This is a genomic window from Calditrichota bacterium, from assembly GCA_013112635.1.
In the GTDB taxonomy this organism is placed as follows: domain Bacteria; phylum Calditrichota; class Calditrichia; order Calditrichales; family J004; genus JABFGF01.
Genome location: JABFGF010000001.1, coordinates 260,633 through 277,042, shown reverse-complemented (window position 1 = coordinate 277,042; position 16,410 = coordinate 260,633). Strand labels below are relative to the sequence as shown.

Sequence of the window (16,410 nt, the reverse complement as noted above, 5' to 3'; positions counted from 1 at the left end):
AGCCTGACAATTGATATTTCACTGCATCCCTAATTGTTGCTTCATTTTACATCTTACTTTTTACGTCTGCTTTTTTACGCTGCTTTAGCATCTCCGTTAAATCCTTCACGCAATTTAGGCGGTATAAAATTTAGTAATTTTCTACTGATCGTATTTGGGTGCTCACCAAACTGAATTGCCAACACACCTTCGATGATCATTTCTTTTTCTAAAATTTCACTCCCAGACATATTTGCCAGCTTTGTTGCCATGGGTAAAAATACAAGGTTGGCAATCAAAGCACCATAAAATGTTGTAATTAAGGCAACGGCCATACCAGGTCCAATCGCAGCCGGATCATCTAAATTTTGCAGCATGGCAATCAAGCCAATCAAAGTACCAATCATACCAAATGCCGGAGAATACATACCCAGTGTAGTATAAAGAGCCTGTCCTTTTGAATGACGATCCATTAGATAAGACAGCTCTGTATTCATCACTTTTTTTATTAGCTCCGGTTCTGTACCATCAACCACCATTTCCATACCGGTTTTCAGAAACTCATTTTCAATTTTGTTAACTTCCTTATCTACTGCTAAAAGGCCTTCACGTCTTGCTTTCTTTGCCAAATCAACTACAACTTCAATCACCTGGACATAATCAATCTTTTTCCCAAAGAATGCATTTTTTGTAATATTGGCCACGCTAAGCACATCACCAAAAGGGATAGCCACAAACGTAGCGGCAATCGCACCTCCAACAACAACCAGGAATGATGCGATATCAAGGAATGACATCATTTCCCCACCAAGAAAAATAGTAGTGAAAACAAGTATTACACCGCTCACTAAACCGACAACTGTACCCAGTTCCACGTGATTACCTCTTTGTTTTAATTAAAGGCTACCCCAAATATGGGATAGCCTGTGAATCAGTTAATTATCGTTTTAACCTAATTACTTCGTCAAGAATGGAATCGGCGGTTGTTATAATTTTCGCATTCGCCTGAAATCCTCTCTGCGCCGTAATCAGCTCTGTAAATTCATCAGCCAAATCAACATTAGACATTTCCAATGCACCAGAAACAATCGATGATGTTGCATCGCTATCAGGATTTAATATTTGTGGATCGCCTGATGCAATACTCGTTGCATATAAGCCGTCACCTAAGTCACTAAGGCCTATATTGTTTGGAAATTGTGCAATCGCAATTTTGGCCATACTTGAAATGTCACCATTACTGAACGATCCTGAAATAATTCCATCACGGTCGATAGTGATTCCAATCAATGCGCCTGTTGATTTTCCATCCTGCTCACGAACATTAAGTGTCGAAACCGAATCAAATTGGGACAAGCCGCTAAACTCATCTGAGCTTTCTGCATGCAATAAAATATCTACCTGATCAGCTCCATTACCTGGGTTCAAAGTCAATTGGCTTACACCGCCATCATGGCTGAATGATGTCATATTCCCGTTTTCGTCAAATGTAACACGGCCTGTTCCGCCACTTGCAACACTGCTATCGCCTGTTGTTGTAGCCTCCCATGTCCATTCATTGGCATTTTCTGTATTGGTAAATTCTAAAATCAGGTTATGGCTTGCTCCCAACGAATCATAAACAAGTACAGATGTTGTGGCTGTTCCAGTATTTCCCGGAACTGTATTTGTAAAACCTGGGAATGTTACGGAACCTATGTTACTTGAACCATTGGAAAGGTTTACTGTTGTTGAGCTATCCCCAGCAACATTATCTGTTACTACCAGGGTACCTGAATCTATAGTAACAGTTACGCCACTAAAGCTACTTTCAACTATTGTTGCCAATTCACCAAGTGTTGTACCATCATTTGCAGCTCCGTAAGTAAATGTTGCAGTTACTACAGAACCATCAGGATTTGTACCCGAGATTTCAATAGTATCGCCATTGGTTAGGGACTCAGAAAAAGTACTAACTCCCAACAAGTTGTTCAAAGCAGTTGTGCTATCTGCTATGGATGCTGTTGCACTATCACCATCTGCATATCCGATTGTTGCTAAAGCCGTGTTTGTTCCATCACTTAGGCTTATAGTAGTTGATGATGTCCCATTTAATTGGTGAAATTCTAAAGTTCCACCATTATTTACGGCTTCAACTCGTGTGCTGATATTCGCTGTGGCCGCTATCTGTGTATTAAGCTCTGCCACAAGTGCATTCAAATCCGCATAAGTTCCTGCTGTCAATGTAAGATCTCCAGCGATTGTTGAGGTTGGGTTATCCTGAATATTTATTGTCAATTCATTATTTGTACCATCTATTGGCATTGGGAAAGCTGGTACTCCGGCAGTACCGGTTGCAATGGCTTTATTGGCAAAAGCACTAGGTGATTGCCAGATTTCAGCAACAGTCCTGTTTCCCGCATTGATGTTTCCATTCATGTAAACATTTTGAGTTGACTCAGCCGGAGATACTAATCCTGAATCAATAACTATATCTTCAGTGTTTCCTACTCCCAATCCACCAGTTGTTTGCGATCCATTTAATTGCCAACCTTGAACTGCAAGACCTTTAGTATTTACAAGCTTGCCATCAGAGTTAAAGAAAAAATTTCCTGAACGCGTATAAAGGTTGTTCTCACCGGATTTCACCATGAAAAAACCTTCGCCTTCCAATGCTAAATCAGTAATAACACCTGTATTTTCCAAACCACCTTGCGTAAAAATGTTTTCTATTGAAGATGTATTCATCCCCAATCCAACCTGCACAGGATTTATAAAACCTGTTCCTGAACCTGGGGTTGCATTCTTAACAGTTTGGTTTAGTGCTTCTGAAAACATGATACGTCCGCCTTTAAAACCAACAGTGTTTACGTTTGCAATATTGTTACCTAATACATCAATCTTCATTTGATGATTTCTTAATCCGGAAACGCCAGATTGCAATGCCTTTAACATAATACTCTCCTTGAGTTTGTTCCGCCTCAATCAGTCAGCGGAGTTCAAGGGCTTCCCTACGGTTTATCCGATTATTGGGTCCAGCCCGATTTAATGATTATTTATTTATTTTGTCTCTCACTTCCAACTTCTTACTTCCCTTCCCTACTTCATCATCAGGAGACGAGTGCTACACAAAAGCCACACTGTCAATGTTTGTAAATACATTACTCGCAGTAAGTGTTTTATCAATTGCCGTTATAACTGTTTTGTTGCGAACACTTACTACAAATGCCGTATCATCAACCATAATCAGTGAATTTTTTCCACCTTTGGCATCAACCTGCTTTACACCGGCATTTAAACGTTCAATATCATTTGTTGTAACCGGTAAAGAACGTTCTTCAAGCCTTTTTACAGCATGGGCAGAAAACTGAACAGTACTGTTTTCTTCTACATTTTTCTGCAGGATATCTGCAAAATTAATCCCGGCTGTGGCCTGATCAGCTTTTTGCGCGGCACCTGTTTTTGCCTGGTTTATTTTATCATTCTGAAGCGGGTACATATTGGCCCGCATTTGAAGATCAGCAACTTTCATATTATGCTCCTAATCCACTTGATATTTCTAATACATCACCAAAATTAACCCGTATATTGCCAATCTTGAACATCGCCTGCCCGCCTTCATATTGCAACGATCCAGCAAAGCCACGAATGAGTTCTTGTACATCAATAGCCGTTCCTTCATTGTCTGTTGCATCAACTTCAAAAGTATAAGTTCCTTCAGGTAATTCCAGTCCATCTTTATCAAGGCCGTCCCATTCCACAGATTGAATTCCTGAAGAGAGATTATTTGCTTCTATAGTACGTACAATATTCCCGGCAGCATCCATTACATTAACACTTACATTTTCAGTAAAATCAGCCAACTCAAAATGAAGGTTCACCGGCGTATCAGGCTGTAATTCCACCTGGTTTCCCAAAGCTGTAATCTGCTTTCCTATTAAGGTCGTTGCTAATGTATTGTTAATTGTTTGGCTCAATACAAAATCAGTATTAATACTGTCTTCAATATTGCCATCAATACTTGTTAACTGCTCAACAGAGCTAAACTGCGCCAGTTGGGAGGCAAACTCCTGCCCCTCCATCGGGTTTAACGGATCCTGATTCTGGAGTTGCGCAACTAGCAAGTTCAGAAACTCTTCTTTACCCAAATCGTTTTCAAAAACGTTGGAAAGGTTATCTGTTGTTGCCGAGTTCGAACTTGTTACTTGTGTTATATCCATTATTTATCCTTCTTTAATTTATGCGGTTATATCCATGGTATTATAACCATAATATTTCTTTGAGTTTATGGTGGCGTCTTTATCATTTATTCCCTCCATTGTTTGTGAAAGATTTTGTTTAGAATTGTTTTTATTATTATTCCGTTTATTATTTTTATTCCAGGATTGTCCAATATCGATATTTACTGAATTTATTGGCACACCTTTGCTTTGTAAACTTTCAGCAAGATGCGGTAGAATGCGCGCCATTTCTGTTTTAATTGTATCATTTTCCACCAATATTAAAATAGTCTGTGAGCCTGAATCCTTGTTTAGGCGTATATCCAGGCTACCCATTTTACCGGCATCAACCACAACCTGGCTTTGAGTAAATGCCTGGTTTGATGAGTCATAATAACTTTGAATAATTCCGGAAATGTACTTGGCCTGTACAACCGGTTTAGTAAAAACTGCATTGGTTACTTTTGGCGCTTGGTTATTACTCACAATCGCTTCTTCGACTGTACGCACCAAAGGTACCTCGTTCTGAGAATCTTTTTTTGTTACGTTGCTGTTAAAGTTTTCATCATTAATTGATTGTAATTTTTCTGGTTTCCCGCTTATTGGTTCAGATGAAAAATTGGTTTGAAAAGTATTTTTTGAGATTTCTTTTGTTACGGAATTAGTTTCTATTTTTTTTGTTGGTTTTACCTGATTCTCAAAGGAATTATCATCTTTTAAAAACGAATTAGTTTCTCTTTTATCATTATGTGTGTTAACCCTGGATTTTTCATTTTTCTTAACCGGGTTTGTTAAATTCAAATCATTTACAACAGTAGTTTCCCCTGTTGTTACTTTTACAGGATTTGATTTAACAGATTTTGAGAATTCCCCCCTAAAACCATTATTTCTTAAAAGTTCATTCAAAGAGAAATTTTTAAGTGGTTCGTTTCTACTAAATGTTTTATCAGGTTTATTTTCTTGATGTTGATTTATTTTTGGCTTACGGACTTCCTTAACAACCTCATCTGTAAAAACAAACTTTACTTTCAGATTTTTATTTACATTGAAATCAATTATCTCTTTTACGATTGGTTTATTATCAGTTTTAGAGATTTCTAATGGTTGCTGATTGGCCTCTGTTTTCAAATTTTGTTGCACAGATTTTGTTGTAAAAACTTTCTCTGTTTTAATAATGACTTTAGGCTCATTTTTTTCACGGTGGATATTTTTAATATTCGATTTTACAGATCGCTGAGCAGCCACTTTTAGCTCTTCTCTTTTTGAAATATTTGATACAGTCTTCTTTAAAAAGTCGCTTTTGATGTTTTCGTTTACCGCTGTTTTCGCACTTTGCTCTTCTTTTAAAATTGTTTTTACATATCCATTTTTTGCCTCAGTAGTTCCCGGCTTTTCAAAATTATTTCTAACTAAGCTTTTTATATATCCTGAAGCTTTTGAGAGGTTTTTTTTGTTAATATTGTGGGCAGTTACAATGGCCTGGTTGTTTTTAACTTCTACAGAAACACGGTTTTTGTTATCCTTTCTGCCGACATAAATAAACTTTGTTTCTTTTTTTTCTTCAACATCAAAGTCAATATTTTCACTTGATGTTTTTGTCAATATTTCAGCGGTTTGTAGACTTTGGTTTTTTAAAATTACATTTTTATTTACTACAGGTGCAGGTGCGGTTTTGATTTTTATTTCCGCTTTTGAATTCTCATTATTTTGTGGTGTACTGTTATTTTTTACCCCTAAATTTTTAAGCACATCAATTTTATTATCCTGTTTCGCCGCAGCTGTATTCACTACTTTTGAAGCTTCATTTTTCACAGCTAAACTTTTAAGCTTTTGGCTATTAGTATCCGGAGTGTTTTTGGCTATTTCATTTGCAAGTGGTTTGCTATTGGATGCTATTTTTTTAGAAGCTGCACTCTTACTGTCTGAGATAAATTCTTTGCTATTTTTCAAACTTATCGCGGTTTTAGGTTTCTGAATCAACGTTTCGTTATTTTTTAAACCTGATTTATCAGGAACATTCACATTTGATATGACAGTTTGTTTAACAGATAATTCTGCAATTTCCTTTATAATTGAATAGACAGCTTTCTGAACCGGCACCGGCTCTTTCAATAATTTTTTTACAACTTTATTTTCTGTAGGGTTGTTTAGTGAATTGTTTTTTAATTCTTTTATAAAAGATTTGAAAGTGGACCTGGCCATAATTTTGGTTTCAGAATTATCAGTAGAATTATCCACTAATTTTATTTTTTCAGCTGGCTTACCAATTTCAAGTTGATTGATTTTTTCAAAACTGTTTAACAATGAAGCAACTGACGTTTCTGCCATAACATCGTTGTCTATTTGAAGTAGTGCTTTCTTTTCTTTAGAAACATGCGTATTTATTCCTTCAACAGATTTGTCAGATTCAAAGATTAACTGCGTATTTTTTTCTGATGGTGTATTGCCAAAAAGTCCATTACTTTTTGAGATTAATGCAGGTGTTGCCAGCCGATCATTCACTAAAGGTTTTTCAGATTTGGCGGATTTCAGATTTGTGATTAGTGTATCAATAAATGCAGCAAATCCTTTCCCGGAACCAATTGAAGAAGATTTTCCGAGTTTATTAACCAAAGTATTCAAACCCATCATTTTTTTTGATGCTACTGAAACATTATTGTTTTTCATATTTTTTGCTCAATTATTGATAAATTCTTTTGTAATTAGTGCTGCCCTTTTTTCATTAACCGCCAATAAAATATTCTTTTTAAAACGATTACCCGTATTTGTGTAAATCATCATTACTGTCTGATCATCAAGATTTCTCAAAATGGGGGCGATTTGCTTTATACTCATTTTTTCAAAAGTTTTAGCCATTGATAGAGCCTTTTCCTGTTTCATAGTATCATTTTCTTCTTCAGCAATTTTTACAGCCTCTTTTTTTGCTAATTCAACCTGCTTTTTTGCATCGTTTTTCAAACTGTCTAATTTTGTTTCTTTTTTGGTTATCTCCTGCTCTTTCATCTCAACAATTTTTTTCAAACTGTCTGTTTCGGAAAGAGGCTTCTCTAAAGTGAATGTTGAATCATTTGCAGCAAGCTCTGCAATAACTCTTTGTTGTTCCCCTTTTACATATAATAAGGCTCCATAAACAATTCCAATCATTATCAGCATTCCTATAAAAGAAATAATTAAAGCTTTCATATTTTCAATTTCACATTCTGTTACTTTGAACTATTCGTGAAGCAACTTCGTCTTCTTTTATTTGTGAAACCCTGTTGGCTTCCTTTTTAAAAACCTGTTTTTGGTTATCTTTTAACAATTCAACTGATTTTTTTTCCTGATTAGCTTTCATCAAAACGGTTCTCTTTTCATCCACCTCTTTTTCTGCCAGAGCGATTTTTTGTTTCTGCTGCTCAATCTGGTTGTTTATCTGGATCAGATATTCGTTGGATGAGCGTAGTGCATTTAAATTTACACTAATAAAATCATCACCGTTAAAAAGAGAATTTTTCATTTCTTCAAAAGTTTTCAATTGGTATAGCTCTTTATTCAAAGCCGCTTGTGCCTGACCTAGTGAAATCGCTTTCTGATCTTCGCTGTACTTTTTAAGATTTAGCAGTTTTTGTAAAGGAAAATTAAATTTTGCCATCACAATGCACCTTTTCCAATTTCTTCCAGCTTACCCATGGTTTGCAAAAAGTTTGATTTATCTTCGATATCCTGGCGTAAAAATGTGTTAATGTTTTCAGTATTGTCAATTGCGTTATCTATTTTTGTACTTGTGCCTTTGCTATATGCACCAATGTTTATCAAATCTTCCGATTCGCGATATGTTGCCATTTGCTCTAAAAGTTTTAACGATATATTTTTTTGATTATCAGTCATAACCTCATTTTTAACGCGGCTCACACTTTCCAAAACATCGATTGCCGGATAGTGGCCTTTTGTGGCAATTTTTCTAGATAAAACAATATGGCCGTCTAAAATTGAGCGTGCCGCATCAGCGATTGGTTCATCCATATCATCGCCATCTACTAAAACCGTGTAAAGCCCGGTTATACTGCCTTTGTCACTGTTTCCCGCCCGTTCCAACAATCTTGGCATTAAAGCAAATACAGACGGTGTATACCCTTTTGAAGCCGGCGGCTCACCAATCGCAAGGCCAATTTCTCTTTGTGCCATTGAAACCCTTGTCAACGAATCCATCAGCAATAAAACATTTTTGCCCTGATCCCGAAAATACTCTGCAATGGTTGTCCCGATTAAGGCGCTTTTTATGCGAACCGTGGCTGCCTGGTCCGAAGTTGCAACAATCACAACAGATTTTTTTAGGCCTTCTTCGCCGAGATCCCGTTCAATAAAATCTCGTACTTCCCGGCCACGTTCCCCAACCATAACAATTACATTTACATCGGCATCGGTATAGCGTGCCATCATCCCTAATAGCACACTTTTACCAACACCACTACCTGCAAAAATCCCCACACGTTGCCCTTTGCCCAAAGTAACCAGCCCATCAATTGCGCGGATACCTGTTTCCAGTCTTTCCGTTATGCGCTGACGAATTAGCGGGTTTGGAGGCGCGTTGTAAACACTGCGCATATTCTTTGAAAAAACAGGCGCTTTTCCATCAATCGGTGCACCAAGGCCATTTAGAACTCTTCCCAACAAGGCATTGCTCACCGGAACTTTTAAAGGCTCCGGATTTAAACGAACCCTGCTTCCGGGAGCGACTCCAACGGTTTCTCCTAAAGGCATAAGCAAAATTTTATTATTTTTAAATCCAACAATTTCCGAGCGGACAGATTGCCCCGGTTGCAGGAAAATATCACATACATCACCGACAGTACCAGACTTTGAAGTTGCTTCAATTATTAATCCGGCCGCTTTGCTTACTTTGCCGTCAACTAAAACGGGATTCATAAACGGTGCATCCGCTTTAAATTGCTCAAATTTATTCTGGAGATAACTCATTTGTCAGACCTTTTGATTAATTCACTGCGAATTTTATCAGTATGGTTTTCAAATGTACCATCAATAAAATAATCCTCAGTTTCAATATGTGCTTCGCCCGGATTCAGGCTGTCACTTCCAACAATTCTTACTTCACTTTTTTCTGTTAGACCCAGTTTTTCTGCTGTTAATTCGTTTTTGAGAGAACCTAATTGTTGAGTATTCACTTCAATAATAATGTTATTTTGTTCAATTACATCGCTTAATAATTTTCTTAAACGCTCCATCAAGATTGTATCTGTTTGCTCGTTTAGTTTTATCTCCTGTTGAATCACTTCTTTGGCCATCACCTTAGCAAGATCTAAAAGCAGCTGCTCCATTTGTTCAATGGTTTCAATATACTTTAATTCCAACTGTTTCATTTCATGATGCACGGCTTCAACCTTGTTTTGTGCTTCTTGAAAAGTTCGCTGTTTACCTTCATCATATCCTGCCTGAAAAGAATCCTCTCGCGATTTTTGCAGCTCTTTTTCCAGATTTCTCACCTGGTCTTCCAGATTTTTAATCTTGCGCGCATCATTCATTATCTGGTTCGGTGAACGCCCGCCGGAATCACTTCCTGCTGAGTCCTGGATATCTTCATTTTTATAAACATTATGATATCTTATCCCGCGTAGCTTTCGCCCCATTTTTATTACAGATTCAGCCATATTTATCCTACCAGTTCCTCTTCTTCGCCACGCGTTAGTTGTATCTCGCCGGTTTCTTCCAGCTTCCTTGCAACATCGAGAATGTCTTTTTGGGCCGTTTCAACATCTTTGAGCCTCACAGGTCCCATATAATCTAATTCCTCTTTTAGCATACCCGCCGCACGTTCAGACATATTATCAAATATCTTATCACGCAGTTCCGGAGTTGTAGCTTTTAATGCCATGGCAATGGAATTTGATTGTACTTCTTTCAGAATTGATTGTATAACAGCTGCCGGAAGTCCAATCAAATCTTCAAATATAAACATCATATCATTAATTTCAGAAGCCAGGTCTGCATCACGTTCTCGTAAATTGGTAAGAATATTTTTCTCTGATGTACGGGAAACAGAATTAAGAATTTCTGCAACAGTGCCAACACCACCTGTTTTGCTTAAGCCACCACCAAAAATAGAGCCCATTTGTTCTCTTAAAACATCCTCAATATCTTCAATTAATTCAGGAGATGTTTTTTCCATAGTAGCAACCCTGTAAGCGATTTCATATTGATACTCCTCCGGTAACTCCGAGAGTATTCCCGCCGCTTGCTGTGGTTTTAAGTTGGCCAGAATTAATGCTGCAGTCTGGGGATGTTCATTTTGTAAAAAGTTTAATAGTTGTTTGTCATCCACAGTTTGTAGTAAGTAAAAGGCACTAACTTCTGTTGCCGCTTCAACACGTTTCAAAATTTCTTCTGCTTTTTTAAGGCCATAAGCATTTTCAAGTGCTTCCCGAGCATACCCTAAACCACCCTGAACAATGTACTTATTGGCCATCATCATTTGGTAAAACTCTTCGATGGTTTGGCTTAGTGTTTCAACCGGAACATTGTACATGGTTGCAATTGCAATTGAAATTTTCTCACCTTCTTTTTCAGTGAAACTGCGCATTATTTCGCCAGCTATTTCTGAGCCAAAGGAAACCATTAACAAGGCGCATTTTTCAACTGCCGATAGTGGTTGTATCTGCTGTTTTTCTTCAGTTTGTTCTTTTACTTCTTCTGCCATGTTTACTTTCTTTTATTTATGCTTTAGGTTGTTCTGCTAACCAGGCTCGCATTAATCCGGTGACTTGCTCTGGATTTTGTTCAGCAAACGCGATTACATCCTGAGTCATTTTATCATTTGCTTTCATCCTTGCACGTGCTTCAGGACTTAGCTTTGCAATATAAATATCTTCATCAATTTCTTCTTCCGGTGTTTTTTCTTTTGCTGCTGCTATTAAACTGTTTTCTTTTCCACTTGCCAAAGCTTTCTTCTGAAGCTCAAACGGGATAAGAATTTTGCTGGTGGCTTCTGTATTCATTAAACCTTTTACAAGATTAAAACCCAGGTAAAGACCAACTGCAATCAGCAAGTACATGAAAATTTCTTTCCACATTTCAAAATCTTTAAAATTGTCGATGAATCCGCCTTCATAAACAACCGGATCGGCAAACTGAATGTTTATGACATTAACCACATCTCCACGCTCTTCATTATAACCAATCGCGCCTTTCACCAATGTTGTTAAGTCCTCCAGTTCCTGTGGAGTTCTTGGAACGTATTGTTGGTTTTCTTCGCCATCATCCGTAATAATTGTTTCATATTTTCCGTTTACTGCAACAGCAACCGAAAGTCTTTTTATATTTCCTGTACCATGAACTATATTTCTTACAGTTTTGCTAAATTCATAATTTGTTACGCTGTTCTCAACAGCAGCGGTAGATGAGTCAACATTATCCTGGTTGGATTCATTTATTATCTCTTCACTTAAAACGGTTACATCATCCGGATCAATATCTTCAATTGTCTGTTGAACCTGATCAAAATTTAATTCAACACCAACCTGAACACTTGAATTGCCAAAACCAACGCTGCTTTCAACTATATTGCGTGCTTTTAATTTTATTTCATTGGATACAGAATTGGTTAATTCCCACTGTGTTCCGGAAAGTCCAAGCGTGTTTTCTTTCTCGCCGTTATAAAGCAAATTCCCCCGAGAATCCATTACCCGCACATCTTCTGGTTGTATTCCATCAATGCTTCCGGAGATTAAAGCCGGTATGCTTTTTATCTGCGATTCCTGAACAGACGATCTGTTTAAAACCAGAAAAACGGAGGCCGATCCGCGTCGGTCATCTTCAAACAATCTTCTTTCCGGGATATTTAAATGAACCCTGCTTCCCTTTATCCAAATCATGGAATTAAGGGTTTTCATTAGCTCGCCTTCTTTTGCACGGATTATTTTTACCCGCTGCATGTTTGTCGTCTCTCCGATATTTTGCTTCTCCGGATCAAAAATATCATCAAACCCTTGTGGAGCATTGCTACCAGCACCCAGGCTGTGAAAACGAATGCGCATTTCTTCCATTTTATCCTGCTGCACATAAATTGTAGTTCCGCCGTTTTCCAACCTGTATTTTATTTTATCATTACTTAGGTTTGTTACAATTTCACTTGCATCCTGAGGAGCAAGGTTTGCAAAAAGTAATTCATACTCTGTTTTATTTGCCCACATTAACAATGCAATTACAATTGATAAAAAGCCAACAATTATTGCCGTGATAATTGCCCTTTGCTTTAAAGAGTATTGTAAGAAAAACTGAGTGAGTTGGGCCACCACATCGTTCATTTATATCTCCGTTCCTTATACCTGCATTCTCTGTACTTCTTTGAAGGATTCAAGAAGTTTATTTCGTATTTCTAACATTAGCTTAAAACTTAAACCCGATTCTTCCATTGCAGCCATTGCTTCATGCAAATTTTGCGATTTCCCTTGAACAACATCTGTTGCCAATTGTCCGGCTTCTTTAGATTTTTGATTTACAGACTTAATAAAATCTGTGATTGTATCTCCAAAGTCCTTTTTGTCTGCTTCAGAAATATTCTCACTTTGCTGATTGTTTGTCGCGCGGATTAGATTGTGCAAATCCACCGAAGCCAGTTGATCGATACTTGACATAATTATCCTATCCTTTTACATCCAGCAACATCCCGGAATGGACATTGCTCATTTTATTAGCGCCGTAAATTCCGTCACCGCCATTTTGCTCATATCCAAAAAGTGCATGAAGGGAATTTACTTCTTTTACAGAAAGTATCTGTTTTAAAGAAAAGTCCTTGATATCAGGTTTTTGATTATTTTTATCCTGAAGAAATTTAATTTCTTTTCCCGCCAACTTTGGTTTGTGAACCTTTGTTTCCTGCTGGTTAGGCCGGTCTGGTGCATATAGCCCTTGTAATCTTTCGGTAATTTTCACAGGATTAAATCTCCATTGATTTTTTGGCTATGTTTTTTGCAGCATTAATTACTGTAACGTTTGCCTCATAAACGCGTGTTGCAGAAACGAGGTCAACCATTTCTTCAACAAGATTAACATCCGGTTTACGCACATAACCGTTTTCATCTGCCATCGGGTGGTTTGGTTCATACACCGATATCTCATTATCCTGCTCCGCTACTTCAAAACCAGGTCGGTTTTTATTGCCTTTAAGGTTATCAATTCCCGGGCTCATGTGGTCTTTGTCCGATCTGTTCAATTTCAATTTTAATTGTTCAGAAAATTGCCCGGAATTGTTCTTTGAATCAGCAACCAAAACTTTGCGTTTGTAAACTTCACCATTCTTATCCGGGGTTTTTTCAGCGTTCGCAATATTATCAGAAATAAGTTCCATTCTACGCATCTGGGTGTTTAAGCCTCCCATAGTTGTTTTAATTGCTGCCAGAATTCCTTGTACTTTCATATTGCCCTCTGATATTATGATGTTCTACCTGTAATGCTTGTGTTAAGCCCACGATAGGCTTTCTTTAACATATTACTTACAAAATCAAAACGGATTTGATTGACAGCTAAATTTGCCATTTCTTCATTCAAATCAACCCCTTCTTCTTCCGCGCCTTCGCTAACACCAGAACTTCCTTTAGAATCCATATGTCTCACATCTGACTGTTTAAGAGTCTGGTTTAGCGCAACTTTGAGCTCATCGGAAAAATCCGTTTTTACCCTTTTATAATTTGTATTATGCGCATTAGCAACATTTTTTGCGATCGCTTCATGCTCTTTTGTATGAACATCCAGAGCTTGTTTATAAAGCAAAATCTTTGCTGAATTAAATATTTTCATAGTCCACCTTGTGCAGCATCTATTCTCAAACCACGTGCCAAACATTTTAGATTTTTTTATGATAACGTCTAAGGACCATAAAAACAGCCTCTTAGCTATCAATACTTTTTATATGAAATAAGTAAATCGTACGAGATAGTATTTTTCAGAGGTAAATATTTCCTGACATCGCTCAAAAATTTCCTCATGCAGCTTCATATCCAAAACATTGCACAAAATGCACCAAAAAAAGGCCATGATTTGGTATTAAATTTAATATAGAAGGCAAACAACCGACTATTATATAATGAGAGAAAAATTAAAAGTACTTATTGTTGAAGATGTTTTTCTAATTCAACGAATGCTACAAAAGCTTATTTTGGAATATGCCGATTGCCAAAGTGCGGAAAATGGTAAAAAAGCTGTAGAACTTTATACAAGCGAGTATTTTAATGGTGAACCATTTGATGTAATTTTTCTTGATATATTTATGCCTGAAATGGATGGAATTGAGGTTTTACAAAGTATTCGTCTTTTTGAAGATGAATTAAAAATGAAACCGGAAGAGAAAATTAATATTATTATGGTTACATCAATGTCAAATAACAATATGATTCAAAAAGCAAAAAACCTTGGCTGTAACGGCTATATTACAAAACCATTCTCAAGAGAACAGATTATTAGCGAACTGAAAAGATTAGGATTGGTGAAAAAAGCAGAAGGAAGGTTTAAAACGAGTTAAGTTTCAAAGTAATTCAAAATCTTCAAGAAGACCAGGTGCAAAAATATATCTAATACCTTAGATTTATTCATATCTACTTAAAAATATATCAAATCGTAATTTCATATTTCTTTCATTTTTTAGTTGTTTTGTATTGCGAAATGCTTATCTAAACGGGTAATAGCCAAAAGTTTTAAAATATTTTCAGACACATTTACCAACTTAAGACTTTCGCCTTCCTTTTTTAGCGAATTATGGGCGGATATTAAAACTGAAAGCCCTGTTGAATCAACAATGTTTACATTGTTTAAATCAATTGTTATCTGCTTTACTCCATCCTTAAAAGACTTTCTCAATTTGTCCCTAAGATCATCACATTTGGATGTTACAATGTCATAGTCAGGCTGGACAACTAATTCACTAACTTGACTCATAGAATTCCCTCCTACTTTATATTATTTCTATTATTTTCTTTTATTAGGTTTAAACTTTTGTCTCTGCTATTGTAATGTAAATCATACCCAAGTGAAGATATTATTGTTAACCCCATACCATGAGGGGTTAATACATCCGATTTTTGATCCATCTCTTTCGAAGGATTAAAACCGATTCCTTCATCTTTAATATTGAATTGCCACTCACCGTTTTCCCAAAAAAGCTTAACCCATACTTTTTTTTGAGGGTTGTTTTGATTTCCGTGTCTAATTGCATTTGTAAACACTTCACGCAAAATTACATTCAACTCAAAAGTTCCACCATAATCTGATTCTTTTTTAATATGTTTTACAATCTCTTCGATAGCCCTATCTACATTTATAAAATATGAATTGAATTCCAGCAATAGTCCTTGCTCATTTTTGCTAACTTTAAAGTGATTCATTATTATACCCAGAACCCCTGTTAATTACTCGCCGTTCATCAAGCCCAATTCTTCTAGCTTATCATAGATTTTTTGCCGGTTGTAAGGTTTCACAACATAGCCTTCACATCCTGCCTTAAATGCGTTTAAAACATTTTTACTATCATCAAGCGCTGTGGTCATAATCACTTTTACACCATCCAGGCCTAGAACACCATTTTCTTCTTCAAACTGTCTTATTTCTATAAGCAACTGCAAACCATCTTTTTTAGGCATCATTATATCAAGAAAAATAACATCATATTTTTCATTATTTGTAAAAGCTTGTTTAAATGCAATCCAAGCTTCTTCTCCATCAACCGCAATATCTGTTTCAAAATTTTCTATTAAAAGCTTCTGTAAAACCTTTCGGCTTGTAAAATCATCTTCAACAACAAGTGCTTTCATGATAATTTCTCTTTTTTTGTAAGTAATTTTTGTTTGTCAATTAACTTCAATTTTTCAAGTATGTTTAAAAACCTTGTTCTGTCAAACGGTTTTACAAGATATGCTTCACAACCCGTTTTAAAGGCACCAAGAACATTTTTACTGTCTTTTAATGCTGATGTCATTACAACCCGAACACTATCCGATGCAAAGATTCCCATACTCTCTTCAAGTTTTCTTATTTCTTTAAGGAATTCTTGCCCATCCAGCCTTGGCAATAAAATATCCAGACAAATTAGATCATAAGGTTGTTTATCCTCAACAGCTAAATTGAATGCTTGTAACGCTTCTTTGCCATCTACTGCAATATGAACTTCAAAGAAAGGTGTTAAATATTTTTGCAGCAACATGCGGCTTCTAAAGTCGTCTTCGACAATTAATGCACGCATAACTTTACC

The 16,410-nt window shown here is 36.6% G+C and carries 20 protein-coding genes; 1 reads left to right on the top strand and 19 read right to left on the bottom strand.

All coding sequences use genetic code 11. The features are described 5' to 3' along the window. Nucleotides 1–74: 74 nt before the first annotated feature. From HND50_01320 to HND50_01250, 15 genes are all read right to left on the bottom strand, one after another. Nucleotides 75–854, bottom strand: coding sequence for a motility protein A (locus HND50_01320; protein NOG43843.1), 780 nt, complete (start codon nucleotides 852–854; stop codon nucleotides 75–77). Between the two features lie 64 nt (nucleotides 855–918). Then, on the bottom strand, nucleotides 919–2,913 hold the full coding sequence (locus HND50_01315; protein NOG43842.1) for a flagellar hook-basal body complex protein: 1,995 nt from the start codon (nucleotides 2,911–2,913) through the stop codon (nucleotides 919–921). Between the two features lie 169 nt (nucleotides 2,914–3,082). After that, nucleotides 3,083–3,490: a hypothetical protein gene (locus HND50_01310; GenBank protein ID NOG43841.1), complete on the bottom strand. Its 408-nt coding sequence runs from the start codon at nucleotides 3,488–3,490 to the stop codon at nucleotides 3,083–3,085. Nucleotide 3,491: 1 nt separating this feature from the next. Further along, on the bottom strand, nucleotides 3,492–4,178 hold the full coding sequence (locus HND50_01305) for a hypothetical protein (protein ID NOG43840.1): 687 nt from the start codon (nucleotides 4,176–4,178) through the stop codon (nucleotides 3,492–3,494). Nucleotides 4,179–4,196: 18 nt separating this feature from the next. After that, entirely contained in the window at nucleotides 4,197–6,845 is a 2,649-nt protein-coding gene (locus HND50_01300) for a flagellar hook-length control protein FliK (GenBank protein ID NOG43839.1), read from the bottom strand. A gap of 9 nt (nucleotides 6,846–6,854) precedes the next feature. Then, nucleotides 6,855–7,361, bottom strand: coding sequence for a hypothetical protein (locus tag HND50_01295; protein NOG43838.1), 507 nt, complete (start codon nucleotides 7,359–7,361; stop codon nucleotides 6,855–6,857). A 10-nt stretch (nucleotides 7,362–7,371) separates the two neighbouring features. Further along, entirely contained in the window at nucleotides 7,372–7,809 is a 438-nt protein-coding gene (fliJ, locus tag HND50_01290) for a flagellar export protein FliJ (GenBank protein ID NOG43837.1), read from the bottom strand. Continuing rightward, a complete protein-coding gene (gene fliI / locus HND50_01285; GenBank protein NOG43836.1) occupies nucleotides 7,809–9,134 on the bottom strand; it encodes a flagellar protein export ATPase FliI in 1,326 nt (441 codons plus the stop codon). Before fliI ends, fliJ begins: the two co-directional genes overlap by 1 nt. After that, nucleotides 9,131–9,823 carry a hypothetical protein gene (locus tag HND50_01280; protein NOG43835.1) on the bottom strand — a complete coding sequence of 231 codons (693 nt, stop codon included), beginning with the start codon at nucleotides 9,821–9,823 and terminating at the stop codon, nucleotides 9,131–9,133. Before HND50_01280 ends, fliI begins: the two co-directional genes overlap by 4 nt. Nucleotides 9,824–9,825: 2 nt before the next feature. After that, the gene (fliG, locus tag HND50_01275; protein ID NOG43834.1) at nucleotides 9,826–10,869 is read right to left on the bottom strand and encodes a flagellar motor switch protein FliG; all 1,044 of its coding nucleotides are present in this window, start codon (nucleotides 10,867–10,869) and stop codon (nucleotides 9,826–9,828) included. 16 nt (nucleotides 10,870–10,885) lie between these two features. Then, a complete protein-coding gene (gene fliF, locus HND50_01270) occupies nucleotides 10,886–12,475 on the bottom strand; it encodes a flagellar M-ring protein FliF (GenBank protein NOG43833.1) in 1,590 nt (529 codons plus the stop codon). A gap of 15 nt (nucleotides 12,476–12,490) precedes the next feature. Then, the gene (gene fliE, locus HND50_01265; GenBank protein ID NOG43832.1) at nucleotides 12,491–12,805 is read right to left on the bottom strand and encodes a flagellar hook-basal body complex protein FliE; all 315 of its coding nucleotides are present in this window, start codon (nucleotides 12,803–12,805) and stop codon (nucleotides 12,491–12,493) included. Between the two features lie 7 nt (nucleotides 12,806–12,812). After that, entirely contained in the window at nucleotides 12,813–13,103 is a 291-nt protein-coding gene (locus HND50_01260) for a hypothetical protein (GenBank protein NOG43831.1), read from the bottom strand. Nucleotides 13,104–13,107: 4 nt separating this feature from the next. Further along, complete coding sequence (gene flgC / locus HND50_01255; protein NOG43830.1) at nucleotides 13,108–13,587, bottom strand: flagellar basal body rod protein FlgC; 480 nt, start codon at nucleotides 13,585–13,587, stop codon at nucleotides 13,108–13,110. A gap of 14 nt (nucleotides 13,588–13,601) precedes the next feature. Continuing rightward, on the bottom strand, nucleotides 13,602–13,967 hold the full coding sequence (locus tag HND50_01250) for a flagellar basal body rod protein FlgB (protein ID NOG43829.1): 366 nt from the start codon (nucleotides 13,965–13,967) through the stop codon (nucleotides 13,602–13,604). A gap of 286 nt (nucleotides 13,968–14,253) precedes the next feature. Here HND50_01250 and HND50_01245 point away from each other — a divergent pair, with 286 nt between their 5' ends. After that, nucleotides 14,254–14,688, top strand: coding sequence for a response regulator (locus tag HND50_01245; protein NOG43828.1), 435 nt, complete (start codon nucleotides 14,254–14,256; stop codon nucleotides 14,686–14,688). A 119-nt stretch (nucleotides 14,689–14,807) separates the two neighbouring features. Here HND50_01245 and HND50_01240 read toward each other — a convergent pair whose 3' ends face one another. From HND50_01240 to HND50_01225, 4 genes are read right to left on the bottom strand one after another with little or no spacing between them, the layout of a single operon-like run. Beyond that, entirely contained in the window at nucleotides 14,808–15,101 is a 294-nt protein-coding gene (locus HND50_01240; protein ID NOG43827.1) for an STAS domain-containing protein, read from the bottom strand. Between the two features lie 11 nt (nucleotides 15,102–15,112). Then, nucleotides 15,113–15,547, bottom strand: coding sequence for an ATP-binding protein (locus HND50_01235; protein ID NOG43826.1), 435 nt, complete (start codon nucleotides 15,545–15,547; stop codon nucleotides 15,113–15,115). 24 nt (nucleotides 15,548–15,571) lie between these two features. After that, nucleotides 15,572–15,973, bottom strand: a complete 402-nt coding sequence (locus HND50_01230; protein NOG43825.1) for a response regulator — start codon at nucleotides 15,971–15,973, stop codon at nucleotides 15,572–15,574. Continuing rightward, nucleotides 15,970–16,401, bottom strand: coding sequence for a response regulator (locus tag HND50_01225; protein NOG43824.1), 432 nt, complete (start codon nucleotides 16,399–16,401; stop codon nucleotides 15,970–15,972). The genes HND50_01230 and HND50_01225 overlap by 4 nt, the downstream gene beginning before the upstream one ends. Between the last annotated feature and the right edge of the window lie 9 nt (nucleotides 16,402–16,410).

What these genes read in the sequence shown, in the direction of transcription:
- HND50_01315 (NOG43842.1), bottom strand. Translation starts at nt 2,913, where the DNA reads ATGTTAAAGGCATTGCAATCTGGCGTTTCCGGATTAAGAAATCATCAA.
- HND50_01310 (NOG43841.1), bottom strand. Translation starts at nt 3,490, where the DNA reads ATGAAAGTTGCTGATCTTCAAATGCGGGCCAATATGTACCCGCTTCAG.
- HND50_01305 (NOG43840.1), bottom strand. Translation starts at nt 4,178, where the DNA reads ATGGATATAACACAAGTAACAAGTTCGAACTCGGCAACAACAGATAAC.
- HND50_01300 (NOG43839.1), bottom strand. Translation starts at nt 6,845, where the DNA reads ATGAAAAACAATAATGTTTCAGTAGCATCAAAAAAAATGATGGGTTTG.
- HND50_01295 (NOG43838.1), bottom strand. Translation starts at nt 7,361, where the DNA reads ATGAAAGCTTTAATTATTTCTTTTATAGGAATGCTGATAATGATTGGA.
- fliJ (NOG43837.1), bottom strand. Translation starts at nt 7,809, where the DNA reads ATGGCAAAATTTAATTTTCCTTTACAAAAACTGCTAAATCTTAAAAAG.
- fliI (NOG43836.1), bottom strand. Translation starts at nt 9,134, where the DNA reads ATGAGTTATCTCCAGAATAAATTTGAGCAATTTAAAGCGGATGCACCG.
- HND50_01280 (NOG43835.1), bottom strand. Translation starts at nt 9,823, where the DNA reads ATGGCTGAATCTGTAATAAAAATGGGGCGAAAGCTACGCGGGATAAGA.
- fliG (NOG43834.1), bottom strand. Translation starts at nt 10,869, where the DNA reads ATGGCAGAAGAAGTAAAAGAACAAACTGAAGAAAAACAGCAGATACAA.
- fliF (NOG43833.1), bottom strand. Translation starts at nt 12,475, where the DNA reads ATGAACGATGTGGTGGCCCAACTCACTCAGTTTTTCTTACAATACTCT.
- fliE (NOG43832.1), bottom strand. Translation starts at nt 12,805, where the DNA reads ATGTCAAGTATCGATCAACTGGCTTCGGTGGATTTGCACAATCTAATC.
- flgC (NOG43830.1), bottom strand. Translation starts at nt 13,587, where the DNA reads ATGAAAGTACAAGGAATTCTGGCAGCAATTAAAACAACTATGGGAGGC.
- HND50_01250 (NOG43829.1), bottom strand. Translation starts at nt 13,967, where the DNA reads ATGAAAATATTTAATTCAGCAAAGATTTTGCTTTATAAACAAGCTCTG.
- HND50_01245 (NOG43828.1), top strand. Translation starts at nt 14,254, where the DNA reads ATGAGAGAAAAATTAAAAGTACTTATTGTTGAAGATGTTTTTCTAATT.
- HND50_01240 (NOG43827.1), bottom strand. Translation starts at nt 15,101, where the DNA reads ATGAGTCAAGTTAGTGAATTAGTTGTCCAGCCTGACTATGACATTGTA.
- HND50_01235 (NOG43826.1), bottom strand. Translation starts at nt 15,547, where the DNA reads ATGAATCACTTTAAAGTTAGCAAAAATGAGCAAGGACTATTGCTGGAA.
- HND50_01230 (NOG43825.1), bottom strand. Translation starts at nt 15,973, where the DNA reads ATGAAAGCACTTGTTGTTGAAGATGATTTTACAAGCCGAAAGGTTTTA.
- HND50_01225 (NOG43824.1), bottom strand. Translation starts at nt 16,401, where the DNA reads ATGCGTGCATTAATTGTCGAAGACGACTTTAGAAGCCGCATGTTGCTG.